The sequence below is a fragment of the Corallococcus carmarthensis genome (assembly GCF_003611695.1).
Classification (GTDB): Bacteria; Myxococcota; Myxococcia; order Myxococcales; family Myxococcaceae; genus Corallococcus; species Corallococcus carmarthensis.
This window is the reverse complement of record NZ_RAWE01000245.1, coordinates 1-14,138: the sequence shown is the minus strand read 5'-3', so window position 1 is coordinate 14,138 and position 14,138 is coordinate 1. Positions and strand designations below refer to the sequence as shown.

Annotated in this window: 9 protein-coding genes; 6 read left to right on the top strand and 3 right to left on the bottom strand. The window is 68.4% G+C overall.

Annotation, left to right across the window (positions count from 1 at the left end; translation table 11 throughout):
• Positions 1-190 precede the first annotated feature (190 nt).
• Positions 191-439, top strand: coding sequence for a 50S ribosomal protein L31 (gene rpmE / locus D7X32_RS38175; protein WP_120563970.1), 249 nt, complete (start codon positions 191-193; stop codon positions 437-439).
• Between the two features lie 230 nt (positions 440-669).
• The gene (locus D7X32_RS38170) at positions 670-1,548 is read left to right on the top strand and encodes a DNA-methyltransferase (RefSeq protein WP_120607450.1); all 879 of its coding nucleotides are present in this window, start codon (positions 670-672) and stop codon (positions 1,546-1,548) included.
• A 7-nt stretch (positions 1,549-1,555) separates the two neighbouring features.
• Here D7X32_RS38170 and D7X32_RS38165 read toward each other — a convergent pair whose 3' ends face one another.
• Complete coding sequence (locus D7X32_RS38165) at positions 1,556-3,310, bottom strand: M1 family metallopeptidase (protein ID WP_120607449.1); 1,755 nt, start codon at positions 3,308-3,310, stop codon at positions 1,556-1,558.
• Positions 3,311-3,438: 128 nt separating this feature from the next.
• Between D7X32_RS38165 and D7X32_RS38160 the strand changes: the two genes are divergently transcribed.
• Positions 3,439-5,829, top strand: a complete 2,391-nt coding sequence (locus D7X32_RS38160; RefSeq protein ID WP_120607448.1) for a 3-hydroxyacyl-CoA dehydrogenase/enoyl-CoA hydratase family protein — start codon at positions 3,439-3,441, stop codon at positions 5,827-5,829.
• A gap of 81 nt (positions 5,830-5,910) precedes the next feature.
• On the top strand, positions 5,911-7,083 hold the full coding sequence (locus D7X32_RS38155) for a thiolase family protein (protein WP_120607447.1): 1,173 nt from the start codon (positions 5,911-5,913) through the stop codon (positions 7,081-7,083).
• A 53-nt stretch (positions 7,084-7,136) separates the two neighbouring features.
• Here D7X32_RS38155 and D7X32_RS38150 read toward each other — a convergent pair whose 3' ends face one another.
• A complete protein-coding gene (locus tag D7X32_RS38150) occupies positions 7,137-8,975 on the bottom strand; it encodes a MutS-related protein (protein ID WP_120607446.1) in 1,839 nt (612 codons plus the stop codon).
• Positions 8,976-9,163: 188 nt separating this feature from the next.
• On the opposite strand from D7X32_RS38150, the gene D7X32_RS38145 reads away from it, so the two are divergent.
• Both D7X32_RS38145 and D7X32_RS38140 read left to right on the top strand, forming a co-directional pair.
• Positions 9,164-12,100 carry a carbohydrate binding domain-containing protein gene (locus D7X32_RS38145; RefSeq protein ID WP_120607445.1) on the top strand — a complete coding sequence of 979 codons (2,937 nt, stop codon included), beginning with the start codon at positions 9,164-9,166 and terminating at the stop codon, positions 12,098-12,100.
• 124 nt (positions 12,101-12,224) lie between these two features.
• Positions 12,225-13,127 (top strand): hypothetical protein, encoded by a 903-nt coding sequence (locus tag D7X32_RS38140; RefSeq protein WP_120607444.1) that lies wholly within the window; start codon positions 12,225-12,227, stop codon positions 13,125-13,127.
• A 105-nt stretch (positions 13,128-13,232) separates the two neighbouring features.
• Here D7X32_RS38140 and mrpC read toward each other — a convergent pair whose 3' ends face one another.
• The gene (gene mrpC / locus D7X32_RS38135) at positions 13,233-13,979 is read right to left on the bottom strand and encodes a Crp/Fnr family transcriptional regulator MrpC (RefSeq protein ID WP_014395195.1); all 747 of its coding nucleotides are present in this window, start codon (positions 13,977-13,979) and stop codon (positions 13,233-13,235) included.
• Positions 13,980-14,138 lie beyond the last annotated feature (159 nt).

Genomic DNA, 14,138 nt, shown 5'->3' with positions numbered 1-14,138 from the left:
GTCCTACCTAGCCCCCGCCCCCCTGGCTGGCCTCCAGCCGGCCCCGGGGGAGGCGTCCCCGAGGAGAAACCCCCGGCCCGGACGCGCATCCTTGAGAAAGGGCGGGGTGGTAGCTATAAGCCCCGACCCACCTACAACGCTGGACCTCCCTCCCATCCTGGGCGGGGGCAAGGCGCACTGGAGAGAAGCCATGAAGCCCGACATGCACCCGGTCTACCCGCCCTCCCGCATCACCTGCGCGTGCGGCAACATCGTGGAGACCAAGTCCACCCGCGGCTCGTTCAGCGTTGAAGTCTGCTCGAACTGCCACCCGTTCTTCACCGGCAAGTACAAGCTGCTGGACACGGCGGGCCGCATCGACCGCTTCAAGAAGAAGTACGCGAACAACGCGCCGGCCGCCAAGAAGGGCGCCAAGGCCGCCGAGCCCGAGAAGGCGTAGTCCTTCGGCTCCACAGCACCCGCAGCACCCCACGAGCAGGGTCGTGGAGGGCCTCGAAAGACAGAGGCGCTCCCGCCCTGCTCGCGGTGTTTCAACTCCAGGCACTCGTCAAATTTTCGCGCGCGCTTTGGCTGCTACAGCCAATTACAGGCCAGAAATTCGACGTAGCACCCAAGTGACCGCACAGTCCGCCGCGTCCCAGAGACGTCTGTCCCAAAGACGGAGGCGTGATGTTCGCGGAAGCTGCTGCCCCTGCCCTGAAGATTGTCCGACGCTCCCAGAACGACAGCGTCTTCGCGAAGCGCGGGGAGGCCTACACGCTGCTGCAGGGCGACAGCCTGGAGCTGATGGCCCAGCTGCCCGAGCAGTCCTTCGACCTCATCTTCGCGGACCCGCCGTACTTCCTCTCCAACGGCGGCACCACCTGCAAGGGTGGCAAGCGCGTCTCCGTGGCCAAGGGCCAGTGGGACGTGTCCCGTGGGGTGGAGGAGGACCACGCCTTCACCACGAAGTGGCTCGCCGCCTGCCAGCGCCTGCTGCGCCCGTCCGGCACGCTGTGGGTGAGCGGCACCCAGCACGTCATCTTCAACGCCGGCTTCGCCATGCAGAAGCTGGGCTACAAGCTGCTCAACACCGTCACCTGGTACAAGCCCAACGCGAGCCCCAACCTGGCGTGCCGCTACTTCACGCACTCCACGGAGCTGCTCATCTGGGCGTCGCCCGCGTCTGGCGGCAAGCTGAAGCACGTCTTCAACTACCAGCGCATGAAGGCGGAGAACGGCGGCAAGCAGATGCGCGACGTGTGGGCGCTGCCGCGCAACGGTGACGAGGAGCTCACCGCCGACGGCGCCGGCCGCATGTGGACGCAGACGGCCCCGCGCGGCGAGGAGAAGGCCTTCGGCAGCCACCCCACCCAGAAGCCGGTGGCCCTGCTGGAGCGCATCCTGGAGGCGAGCTGCCCGGAGAACTCGCTCATCCTGGACCCCTTCAACGGCAGCGGCACCACCGGCGTGGCCGCCCTGAAGCACGGCCACCGCTACGTGGGCATCGACATGAACCCGGAGTACCTGGCCCTGTCCAAGAAGCGCCTGGACGCGACCCTCAAGTAGTTCCGCCTCACGCGCGGGCGAGGATGAGCTCGACTCCCTGCCGCGCGATGGGGTGGTACCTCGCCCCGTTCTTCTCGAACGCCGCGCGCGCCACCTTGTGGTGGTCGCGCGACGAGGCGAGCACGCTGTAGAGCGGCTTCAGGTACTTCATCCGGCCCACCTCGCCGAGGAACTCCTCGGCCCGGCCGAGCGGAGCATCGAAGCCCGCGCGCAGCGCCGCCACCAGCCACGCCACCAGCACCTCCGAGTTGCGGCTGTCCGTGAGCGCGTACTTCGCGTCCAGCTGGCGGAAGACGTCCTTCGACGTGTCCACCGGCATGGACTCCAGGAAGAGCTGCCACTCGGTGGGCGTCCAGTCCTTCGTGTCCGCCTGCGAAGGCACCTTCCCGCGCAGCTTCTCCAGCGCCTCCAGCCGCGCGGAAGTAGGACGGGGCGCGCTCTCCGGCACGCCGGGCCGGTTCAGGTACGCATCCGCGTCCACCTTCGTCAGCGCTCCGGGCAGCTCGGCTTCCGTGAAGCGGACGAACTCCTCCGTGGTGAGCGCCTGGAAGCGGTACTTCGCCAGGTAGCGGCGCAGGAAGCCGTCGAAGGCGGGGCGCCCCACCGCGTCCTCCAGCGCGCGCAACAGCAGGTAGCCCTTCTCGTAGGGAATCTGGGAGAAGGCCTCGTCCGGGTCCACGCCGGACAGGTGCGTGCGCAGCGCGGTGAGCTGCGGGTGCGCGCGGAAGTGGTGCAGCGCTTCGTCCAGCGAACGTCGCCCCAGGGCCGCGTGCAGCGCCGCGACCTCCGGCCCCGCCAGCGCCTCCAGGATGCGGCGCTCCGCGAAGACGGTGAAGCCTTCGTTCAGCCAGAAGTGCTCCGCGGACGCGTTCGTCACCAGGTTGCCCGTCCACGAGTGCGCCAGCTCATGCGCCACCACGTTCACCAGGCTCTTGTCCCCCGCGATGAGCGTGGGCGTGAGGAACGTCAGGCGCGGGTTCTCCATGCCGCCGTAGGGGAATGACGGCGGCATGAGCAGCAGGTCGAAGCGCTCCCAGTCGTAGGGCCCGAAGAGGGACTCCGCGGCCTTGAGCATGTCGTCCACGCCCGCGAACTCATCCGCCGCGTCCTCCAGCGCCTCCGGCTCCGCCCACACCCGCGAGCGAGGCCCCAGCTCCTTGCACGTGAGGCTGCCCACCGCGAACGCCAGCAGGTACGGGGGCACCGGCTGCGGCATCTCGTAGTGCTCCTCCGCCTCCACGCCGTGCTCCTCGCGCCCCACGAAGGAGGCCGCCATCACGGACTTGAGCTGCTTGGGCACCCGCAGGGACGCGCGGTAGCGGATGCGGATGCGCGGCGTGTCCTGCAGCGGCACCACGCTGCGCGCGTGGATGGCCTGGCACTGGCTGAAGAGGAACGGCTGCTGCCCGCCCGCCGTCTGCGGCGGCGTCAGCCACTGCAGGGCGCTCGCCTCCGGGGAGGTCCGGTAGCGCACCGTCAGCTGCTTCACCCCCGCCGGCAGTTCAATCCGCAGCCGGCTGCCCAGGATGGGCTCGGGAGGGGCGAGGATGTAGGGCAAGGGACGACCCTGGGCATCCACCACGCCCCGGATGTCCAGGTCGCGGGTGTCCAGGTCGAGGGGGCCCGCTGACGCCTCCTTGAGCGTCAGCGTGGCCTCCGCGTGCAGGCGGCGCGTCCGGAAATCGACGCGGGCCTTCCAGTCCAGCGTTTCCGTCTCAGGCTGCGTGCTGTCGTTGTACGAGTGCGGGTCGAGGCGAGCCATGGGGGCCGACTTGTAGTCGGGGAGCCGACCTCCTGGCGAGCACACCCGACGGCAATGCCGGTTGACTTCCGGGTCAATCGCCTACATTTGTGCAGTCCCCTACTTCCTTTCAAGGGAGCCAATTTCCGATGACGACCCGGATCCGAAAAGTGGCGGTGCTTGGCGCTGGCGTGATGGGCAGCGGCATTGCCGCGCATCTGGCCAACTCCGGCGTGCGCGCCCTGCTGCTGGACATCGTTCCGCCCAAGGCCGCACCGGGCGAGGACACTGCTTCCAAGGCGTTCCGCAACAAGTTCGCTCAAGGAGCGCTGGCCAACCTGCGCAAGGCGAAGCCCAGCCCCATCGTGTCCGAGCAGGTGCTGGCGGCCATCGAAGTGGGCAACCTCGAGGACGACCTCGCGCGGCTGGGCGAGTGCGATTGGATCATCGAGGTGGTGAAGGAGGACCTGGCCGTCAAGCAGGCCCTGTTCGCCAAGGTGGAGAAGCACGCCCGCAAGGACGCCATCATCTCCTCCAACACCTCCGGCCTCTCCATCGTGGGAATGACCGAAGGCCGCGGCGCGGAGTTCAAGAAGAACTTCCTCGTCACGCACTTCTTCAACCCCGTGCGCTACATGAAGCTGCTGGAGCTCGTGGCGGGCGAGGCGACGAACCCGGAGGTCGTGAAGACCCTCCACAAGTTCGGTGAAGAGGTCCTGGGCAAGGGCATCGTCTACGGCAAGGACACCACCAACTTCATCGCGAACCGCATTGGCGTGTACGGGATGATGCGGACCATCTCCGAGATGCAGAAGACGGAGATGTCCATCGAAGAGGTGGACAAGATCTTTGGCCCGGCCATGGGCCGTCCCAAGTCCGCCGTGTTCCGCACCGCGGACATCGTGGGCCTGGACACGTTCACCCACGTGGCGAAGAACTGTTACGACACGCTGACCCACGACGAGGAGCGCAGCGTCTTCGCCGCCCCGGACTTCCTCCAGAAGATGGTGGAGAAGGGGATGCTGGGCGACAAGACCGGCGGCGGCTTCTACAAGAAGGACCGCGCCGCCGGTGGCAAGGACATCCTCGCGCTGGACCTGAAGACGCTGGAGTACCGGCCGCAGGCGAAGGTGCGCTTCGACTCGCTGGGCGCCGCGAAGGAGATCGAAAACGTCAAGGAGCGCGTGGCGTCCGTGATGAACGCGGACGACAAGGCCGGCAAGTTCGCCGAGCGCGTCACCCTGGACGTGCTGGCGTACTCCAGCCGCCGCATCCCGGAGATCGCCGACGACCTGGTCAACGTGGACCGCGGCGTGCGCTGGGGCTTCGGCTGGGACCTGGGGCCCTTCGAGGTCTGGGACGCGTACGGTGTCCAGAAGGGCGTGGAGCGCATGAAGGCGCTGGGCCTCAAGCCCGCCGCCTGGGTGGAGGAGATGCTGGCTAAGGGCCGCACGTCCTTCTACGGCGTGCAGGACGGCCGCGACACCTACTGGGACATCCCGTCCAAGTCCGTGAAGCCGGTGCAGGAGAACGCGCGCACGTTCCGCGTGGAGTACCTCAAGCGCGGCAACAAGAAGATCACCGGCAACGACAGCGCGTCGTTGTGGGACATGGGCGACGGCGTCACGCTCCTGGAGTTCCACTCCAAGATGAACTCCATCGACGATGACATCATCGCGATGATGAACACCGCGCTGGATGAGACGGAGAAGAACTTCAAGGGTCTCGTCATCGGCAACGACGGGTCCAACTTCTCCGCCGGCGCGAACATCATGGCCATGCTGATGGCGGCCAAGAGCGAGGACTTCGACTCCATCCGCAAGATGGCGTCCGCGTTCCAGGCGGCCAACCAGCGCATGCGCTACAGCCCCGTGCCCGTCGTGACGGCGCCCTTCAACCTCACGCTGGGCGGCGGCGCGGAGGTCACCATGGGTGGCAACGCGGTGCAGGCCAGCGCGGAGCTGTACATGGGCCTCGTGGAAGTGGGCGTGGGCCTCATCCCGGGCGGCGGCGGCACCATGATGCTGCTGCGCAACGTGTTCGGCACCTACGCGGCGGACAAGGACTTCGACGCGCTGCCCTTCCTCAAGAAGGTGTTCCTCGCCATCGGCACCGCGAAGGTGGCGACGAGCGCGGAAGAGGCGCGCGAGTTCGGCTTCCTGTCGCAGCAGGACGGCATCACGGGCAACCGCGACTTCCTCCTGTCGGACGCGAAGTCGCGCGTGCTGGGCCTGGCGAACGGCGGCTTCCGCCCGCCGCGTCCCACGCGCTTCCGGCTGCCGGGCCCCAACGGCGCGGCCACCATCGACATGATGCTGTACGACATGCAGCTCAACAATCAGATCAGCGCCCACGACCGGAAGATCGCCCAGAAGCTGGCGCGCGTGCTGTCCGGTGGTGACACGAGCCCCTCCGTGCTGGTGACGGAAGACAAGCTCCTGGAGCTGGAGATGGAAGCGTTCCTGAGCCTCATCGGCGAGGAGAAGACCCAGGACCGCATGATGTTCATGCTCGAGAAGGGCAAGCCCCTGCGCAACTAGCGCGAGGCGTTTACTCAATGGGTTTCCAGACACGAATTCCGAAGCACGCCCGGATGCTTACCGGGCAGGGAGACACCTGACATGTCCGGTCGAGTCGTGATTGCCAGCGCGGTGCGCACCCCCTTCACCCGCGCCCACAAGGGAGAGTTCAAGGACACGCGTCCGGATACGCTCGCGGCCCTTGCCATCAAGGAGGCCGTCGCCCAGGTCCCCGGCCTCAAGGCCTCGGACGTGGAGGACGTCATCCTGGGCTGTGCCATGCCGGAAGCGGAGCAGGGCATGAACGTGGCCCGCAACGCGAGCCTGCTCGCCGGCCTGCCGGACACCGTTCCGGGCATGACCATCAACCGCTTCTGTTCCTCCGGCGTGCAGTCCGTGGCGCAGGCGGCGCAGGGCATCAAGTCCGGCATGCTCCAGGTGGCCATCGCCGGCGGCACCGAGTCCATGACCATGGTGCCCATGGGCGGCAACAAGGTCTCCGCCAACCCGGAGATCATGGAGAAGCTGCCGGAGGTCTACACCTCCATGGGCGCCACCGCGGAGAACATCGCGTCGCGCTACAACGTCACGCGTGAGGACGCGGACAAGTTCGCTGCGGAGAGCCAGCGCCGCGCGGCCACCGCCCGCGAGCAGGGGAAGTTCAAGGAGGAGATCTTCCCCGTCACCACGACGATGTTCGACGAGGACGGCACCCAGAAGCAGGTGACCGTGTCCGTGGACACCATCATGCGCCCGGAGACGACGGTGGAGGGCCTGTCCAAGCTGCGCCCGGCCTTCAACGCCAAGGGCGTGGTGACGGCCGGCAACGCGTCGCCGCTGACGGACGGCGCGGCCGCCGCGGTGGTGATGAGCGAGGAGAAGGCGAAGGAGCTCAACGTCAAGCCGCTGGGCTACTTCGTGGACTACGTGGTCGCCGGCGTGCCGCCCGAAATCATGGGCGTGGGCCCGGTGCCCGCCATCCGCAAGCTCTTGGAGCGCAACAAGCTGAAGGTGGAAGACATCAGCGTGTTCGAGCTCAACGAGGCCTTCGCCGCGCAGGCGCTGCACTGCATCCGTGAGCTGGGCATCCCGCTGGACAAGGTGAACCCGAACGGCGGCGCCATCGCCCTGGGCCACCCGCTGGGCGTGTCCGGTGCGCGCATGGTGGCCACCATCCTGCGCGAGCTGAAGCGCCGGGACGGCCGCTACGGCGTGGTGAGCATGTGCATCGGCGGCGGCATGGGTGCCGCGGCGCTGGTGGAGCTGGCGAAGTAATCCGCTTCCGCTTCGCGCCCCCTGTCAGACGAAGGGGGCGCGCAAGCGGACTGTCAGGAGGCCGGGGCGTCCGGGTCGTTCACCGGGACGCCCGCCAGGCGCAGCACCCGCAGCGCGTTGGTGGTGTCCACCACCCCCTGCCGGAGCCGGTAGTCGAACACCATCTTCCCGTCCTCCAGGTGGTCGCGGAAGTGGACGTTCACCACGTGCGAGCCCGGCTCGTCCGCCAGCACCGCCAGGGACAAATCGTGCGTCGTCACCGCGCCACACGCGCCGGAGGCGAGCAAGAGCCGCAGCACTTCACGTGAGGCAATCTGGCGCTCGCGGGTGTTGGTGCCCAGCAGGATTTCATCCAGCAGGAAGAGGGCCTGGCCCTTCGCGGCCGCCGCCGCGTCCAGCACCACCTTCAGCCGCAGCACCTCCGCGTGGAAGTACGACACGCCGCGCTCCAGCGAGTCCTTCACGCGCATGCTGGTGAGCACCTGCACCGGCGACAGCCGGAACGTCGCCGCGCACACCGGCGCGCCCGCCAGCGCCAGCACCACGTTGGCGCCCAGCGCGCGCATCAGCGTCGTCTTGCCGCTCATGTTGGAGCCGGTGATGAGGAGCGCGTGGTGCGGGCCGGGCAGGGACACGTCGTTGGGCACGGGCGTGTCCAGGAGCGGGTGCCCCAGCGCCGTGGCCTCCACGCGCGGGCCCTGGGCCTCCATCTGGGGCCAGGTGAAGCCAGGGCGGTCATGGGCGAGCCCTCCCAGGCAGCAGAGGGCCTCCAGCTCCGCGAGCCCTTCGAACCACTGGCGCACGTCGCGGCCGTGCGCGGCGCGCCAGCCTTCCAGCGCGAAGAGGGCGTGGATGTCCCAGAGCGTGAGCCAGTGCACGATGGGGTGGAACTGGTGCCGCTTGAACTCGATGAGCGAGTACAGCCGGCTGAAGCGCCGGAACAGCGCGGACACCGGAGGGCCCCCCTGCGCCCGCAGGCCGGACTGGAGCTGCTTCAGGCGCGGGTGCTCGAAGGTCTGCCCCTCCACGCGCTCGAAGAGGGACGCGTAGCGCACGAAGCCGCGCTCGCCGCGCTCCACGGCTTCGTCCATCTGCCGCAGCGTGCGGCGCGTGGCCACCGCGATGCCCAGCTGCGCGAGCAGCCCCACCCACACGGTGCTCTCCGGAATCACGCCCACCTCCCCCAGGATGAAGAGGGTGAGCGTCACCAGCGGCAGCAGCACCGCCAGGGGGCGCGCCCAGCGGATGGCGTCCAGTGACGGGCCGGCCTCCGCCCATTGGATGAAAAGGGCGGGGTCCGCCTTGTCCTTCGCCACCACGCGGGCGTCCACGCAGAGCTCCTGGCGGAAGGGTACCTGCGGGGCCAGCTCGCGCGCGGCGCCCTGCCGGGTCACCACCGTTTCGGCCGTGGCGGGGGCGGACAGCCACGCCGCCAGCCGCTCCTCGCCCGCGCGGGTCGCCGTCTCGTTGATGAGCTGGAAGAGGCTGCCCTGGCCAAAGACATCCAGGTCCGTCGCGTAGAGGTGGTTGGGGGAGAGGAACCGCTCCCCCGTGTCGGTGAAGGCGTGCCAGCCGCCCTCCAGCCGCGCCAGGCCGCGCTCGTTGAGCAGGACGAAGAGGCGCGCGCGCTGCTCCTTGAGGAACACCTGGTGGTGCAGCACCGCCAGCAGGCCATAAACGGCGAGCGCGCCCGCCGCCGCCCACCACCAGGGCTTGGGCAGCCGGCCCATCAGCGTCAGGGCCGCCACGACCAGCGCCGCCACGAAGGCCACGGTGCGCAGGTTGGCGTACCGGGCGCTGATGCGGTCCAACACCGTCAGGTCCGCCTGGGCGGCCGCGCGGCGGTCGGTGTACGTGCGATGGGGACTCGGGGACTCGGTAGGGACGGGCACGATGGCCGCGCATGCTGTGCGGCCCTTCGGCAGAGGGCAAGGGCACAAACCGCCTCGTCCCGCTTCGATGCCAGTCGAGAACAGCCGCCGGACTGGAATAGCCGTGAATCCGTCTTTCGCCGTTCTGCGACTGATACGGTGTTTCGGCTGTCTCACGCGCTCCCCTTGCGCGTGAAGGGACGGGGCACATGAACATGACGGGCTGGAAGCGGAGCGCGCTGTTGGCGCTGCTCCTGTGGACGCACGCGGCCTTCGCTGGCAGGGCGACTGTCTATTATTACACGCCATACAAGGGCTGGAGTTCGGCCTACCTCCACCACGACGCGGCGGGCACCTGGACCGCCGTGCCGGGGGCGCTGATGTCCGCGGAGTGTTCCGGCTGGGTGATGCGGGTGGTCACCACCGGCACGGCCAGCACCTTCCAGGCTGTCTTCAATGACGGGCAGAACCACTGGGACAACGCGGCGGGCAATGGCGGCAACTACCTGCTGCCCACGTCCGGCACCCACCAGGTGAAGAACGGCCAGGTGCTGGCGAACGCCGGTTCGCCGTGCACGACGTCGGGGAGCAACAGCGCGGAGGTCTTCTATTACACGCGCACGCGCGGCTGGAGCGCGGTCAACCTCCACTACTCGCCCACGGGCGGCTCATGGACGACGCCGCCCGGTGTCCCCATGAACGAGACGGCCTGCACGGACTGGGTGAAGAAGACCGTGTCCCTGGGCTCCGCCACCGGGATGAAGGCGGACTTCAACAACGGCAGCGTCTGGGACAACAACAACGGCGCGGACTACAGCCTGGGCACGGGGCGCATCACGGTGAAGGACGGCGTCGTCACCGCCAATGCCGCCTCGCCGTGCGTGGCCCTGCCGCCGGACACCACGCCTCCGTCGGTGCCCTCGGGCGTCACCGCCACCGCGTCCGGGACGGCCATCAGCGTCGCCTGGAGCGCGTCCACGGATGACCGGGGCGTCACCGGCTACACGCTCACCCGCACGGGCGGCACGCTGGGCACGAAGACCGTGAATGTCACGGGTACGGCGTACGCGGACAGCGGCCTGGAGGCCCTCACGACCTACAGCTACACCGTGAAGGCCTTCGACGCGGCGGGGAACACGTCCGTGGCCAGCAGCGCGGCCTCCGCGAAGACGGGCTCCGCGCCACCGCCTCCCACGGCCGGGACGCCCCTGGGCGGCGACATCCGCGAGGACTCCATCTACTTCGTGATGACGGCGCGCTTCTACGACGGGGACGCCAACAACAACCGCGGCGGCAGCATGCACGTGAAATCCGGCAACGCGGCCAACAACGACCCGATGTTCCGGGGCGACTTCAAGGGGCTCATCCAGAAGCTGGATTACATCAAGGCGCTGGGCTTCTCCGCCGTGTGGATTACCCCCGTGGTGCTCAACCGGTCCGACTATGACTACCACGGCTACCATGGCTGGGATTTCTACCGGGTGGACCCGCGCCTGGAGTCCTCCGGCGCCTCGTATCAGGACCTCATCAACGCGGCCCACACGAAGGGCCTGAAGATCATCCAGGACGTCGTCTACAACCACTCCAGCCGCTGGGGCGCGAAGGGCCTGTTCGCCGCGAAGGTGTATGGCGTTCGCGACAGCCAGTGGAGCTGGTACTACGACGCGCCGGCGTCTGGCTTCGAATATGACGGCCTCACCGTGGAGCCCACCAGCGGCAAGTCCTATTACAACGGCGACCTCTGGTCGACGCCGGAGCCCGCGGGCAACACCTGCCGCAACTGGGGCGTGCCCACGTCCTCCACGAGCCAGGAGGGCTACCGCATCTACAACTGCCAGTGGCCCAACCCCACCTCCGGCATGTTCCCGTCCAACCTCTTCCACCCGTGCTGGATTGGAAACTGGGAAGGGGAGGACTCGCGCAGCTGCTGGATCCACGAGGACCTGGCGGACTTCAACACGGAGAACGCCACCGTGCAGGCGTTCCTCATCGACGTGTACAACCGCTACATCGACATGGGCGTGGACGGCTTCCGCGTGGACACCGCCGTGCACATCCCCCGCGTGACGTGGAACCGCCGCTTTCTGCCGGCCGCGCACGCCCACGCGGAGGCGAAGTTCGGTGCGAAGGGCCGCGACTTCTTCATGTTCGGCGAGGTGGGCTCCTTCGTGAACGACAAGTGGAACCGGGGCTCGCCCAACCACTCCGCGCAGTTCTTCACCTGGAAGGAGCGCAAGACGTACAGCAGTGACGACGTGGCCGCCGCGCTGGAGCAATACAACTACGAGCAGACGCAGGGCACCGCCAACCAGCCCACGTCCACCAATGCCTTCCTCCAGGGCAATGCCTGGCATGCGCCGGATGCCAGCCAGTTCTCCGGCATGAGCGTCATCGACATGCGCATGCACATGAACTTCGGAGAGGCGAGCAACGCCTTCTGGAATGGCAAGGACTCCGACGACAGCTACAACGACGCCACCTACAACGTCGTGTATGTCGATTCCCACGACTACGGCCCCAACAAGTCGTCCACGCGCTACGCAGGGGGCACCGACGCCTGGGCGGAGAACATGAGCCTGATGTGGACTTTCCGGGGCATTCCCACGCTGTATTACGGCTCGGAGATTGAATTCCAGGCGGGCAAGCCCATCGACTGTGGACCCACCTGCGCGCTGGCCACCACCGGCCGCGCCTACTACGGGGCGAACCTGGAGGGCAGCGTCACCGCCAGCGATTACGGCGTGGTGGGCAGCGCTTCCGGCGCGGTGGCCACCACGCTGAGCAAGCCCCTGGTGAAACACGTCCAGCGGCTCAATCAGCTCCGCCGCCGCATCCCGGCGCTCCAGAAGGGGCAGTACTCCACCGACGGCATCAGCGGCACCATGGCGTACAAGCGCCGCTTCACGGACGCGGCGAAGGGCGTGGACAGCTTCGCCCTGGTGACGGTGTCCGGCGGCGCCACGTTCAACGGCATCCCCAATGGCACCTACAAGGACGCCATCACCGGCGACGTGAAGACGGTGACGGGCGGCACGCTCACGGCGACGGTGTCCGGCAAGGGCAACCTGCGCGTGTACGTGCTGGACCTGCCGGGTAACGCGGCGCCCGGGAAGGTGGGCTCGGATGGGCCTTACCTGAAACCGTGATGACCGCGCGTTGACGCGGTGTCCCGGGGGCCCCGGAGTTGACTCCCAGTGGGCCCCCGGGATTTGAATGCGACGCGTGAGGGGCGGTCGGGCCGGCCGTGCCTCGCGGAGGGGGTGTCACCCCATGTCGTTCCCCAAGGTCGTGCTGGGCGGAGGGCTCCTCGTGGGCCTGCTCGCCGCGCCTCCCGCCGAGGCCCGCTTCGGCAAGAAGTCGGACTCCAACGAAACGTCCAAGCCCGTCCACAAGGCGTCCGCCATCGGCGCGGACAAGGACGACGATTCGAAGACGGAGGACGAGAACAAGAACCGGTCAGCCAAGACGACGACCGTGTCCTCCACGGATGACTCCCTCGAGTTCAGCGACAGCGCTTCCGACGATGCCGCGAGCCTCATCCTCGGAGCGGTCTTCGAGCTGCTGCTCCGGGGCATGGGCGAGGCCATCGCCAACACGGGCACCCACCACGGCCACGACATCAACGCGCCGGACGCGCCACCCGGGCGCAACTCGCTGCGGCACGCCGTGCCGTTCTCCTTCCGCGCGGGCGTGCTCGTGTCACCCGTCGAGGGGGGCTCGGGCCTGGACTTCGACCTCGGCTGGGACGTCCACCGCTTCGGCGCGGACCTGCGGGTGTCGCGGCTGCTGGGCTCGCGGGAGGGCTCGGCGTCCTCCGACACGCGCACCCTCGGGGAAATGCACGTGACGTACTCCCCCCTCGTCCGGGAGGACCTGCGCCTGCGCGTGGAAGCCGGCGTCGCCACCCTGGACGCGCCCGGCCGCGTCTACGTGGCCCCCAGCCTGGGCATGTCCGTGGAGGCGTGCGTCCTGGGCCCCCTGGACGCGGAGGCGCGCCTGCAGGTGTCGCCCGGGCCCTACCAGCAGGTGGACGCGCGCGCGGGCCTGGCGCTGCACCTGGGCAGCTTGATGCTGCGGGGTGGGGCGCGCTACCTCGCGCTGGACTCCGAGGTGGCCCCGCTGGGGCTGGCCCTCGGCTTCGCCCCCGAGTTCGGCGTGGGCTTCACGTTCTGAAGTCCTGAAGCGCCATTCACTGAAAACACCACGGGCCCGGCCGCGGATGCGCTCGCGGTCAGGCCCGTTGGACGTCAGGGTCCCCCTTCCCAGGGGACGCGCGGCCTACTTCTCCTTGGAGGCCAGCTTGCGCAGGGCCTTCTGGTCACGCACGCAGAGGATGCGGCCGACGTTGCCGAGCACGCCCTCGCGCTTCATCTCGTTGATCAGCGTGGACACGAAGGAGCGCGAGGCGCCCACCAGGTCCGCCAGGTCCTGCTGGGTAATCCCGCGCAGGTCCGTCTCACCGCCGTGCGGGCAGCGCTCGCCGTGCGCCTCCACCAGCGTGAGGAGGGTGTCCGCCAGCCGGGCCGGCACTTCCTTGAAGGTCAGGCCCAGGACGCGCTTGCGCAGCGAGCGCACGCGGTCCGCGTAGGCGCGCACCACGTCCACCGCCAGGGCCGGACGGGCCTCCAGCTGGGCGCGGAAGTCACGGCCCTCGATGCTCCACACCTCGGCCTCGCCCGCCGCCACGGCCATCTCCTCGATGGGCGTGCCCTCGGGGCGGAACAGCTCGCCGAACAGGTCGCCCGGGCGCAGGATGGACACCACCGAACGGGTGCTGTTCTTGCCAATGCGCATCAGGCGCACGCGGCCGGACTTCAGCAGGTACACGCGGTCCGACGTGTCGCCGGGGCGGTAGATGGTCGAGTTGTGCGGGAAGGACTCGACCTTGAAGTACCCCTTGAAGTCGATCGCCTCCTGGCCGGGCACCAGCTTGTTCGCCGTCACCATCATCCCGGAGGACGTCGCCTGCAGCGGCGCCACGACGTTGGAACCGATGGGGCCGAGGGGGCGGTTGAAGCCGTGCATGGGAGTCTCCTGGGAAAGCGGAAGGCGATGGGGAAGGTTGGTCGCTGCTGCTGCTGCGGACGGACCTTGCCCTTTCCAAGAGGCGTGCCATGAGCACTCGAAGTATTCCCAGGGGAACAGTTCCAGGAATGCCGGGTACTTAGCGCTACAGCCCCGTCC

Excerpts from the sequence above, each read along its gene's own strand:
- rpmE (WP_120563970.1), top strand. The coding sequence starts at position 191 with ATGAAGCCCGACATGCACCCGGTCTACCCGCCCTCCCGCATCACCTGC.
- D7X32_RS38140 (WP_120607444.1), top strand. The coding sequence starts at position 12,225 with ATGTCGTTCCCCAAGGTCGTGCTGGGCGGAGGGCTCCTCGTGGGCCTG.
- mrpC (WP_014395195.1), bottom strand. The coding sequence starts at position 13,979 with ATGCACGGCTTCAACCGCCCCCTCGGCCCCATCGGTTCCAACGTCGTG.
- D7X32_RS38155 (WP_120607447.1), top strand. The coding sequence starts at position 5,911 with ATGTCCGGTCGAGTCGTGATTGCCAGCGCGGTGCGCACCCCCTTCACC.
- D7X32_RS38145 (WP_120607445.1), top strand. The coding sequence starts at position 9,164 with ATGAACATGACGGGCTGGAAGCGGAGCGCGCTGTTGGCGCTGCTCCTG.
- D7X32_RS38170 (WP_120607450.1), top strand. The coding sequence starts at position 670 with ATGTTCGCGGAAGCTGCTGCCCCTGCCCTGAAGATTGTCCGACGCTCC.
- D7X32_RS38160 (WP_120607448.1), top strand. The coding sequence starts at position 3,439 with ATGACGACCCGGATCCGAAAAGTGGCGGTGCTTGGCGCTGGCGTGATG.
- D7X32_RS38165 (WP_120607449.1), bottom strand. The coding sequence starts at position 3,310 with ATGGCTCGCCTCGACCCGCACTCGTACAACGACAGCACGCAGCCTGAG.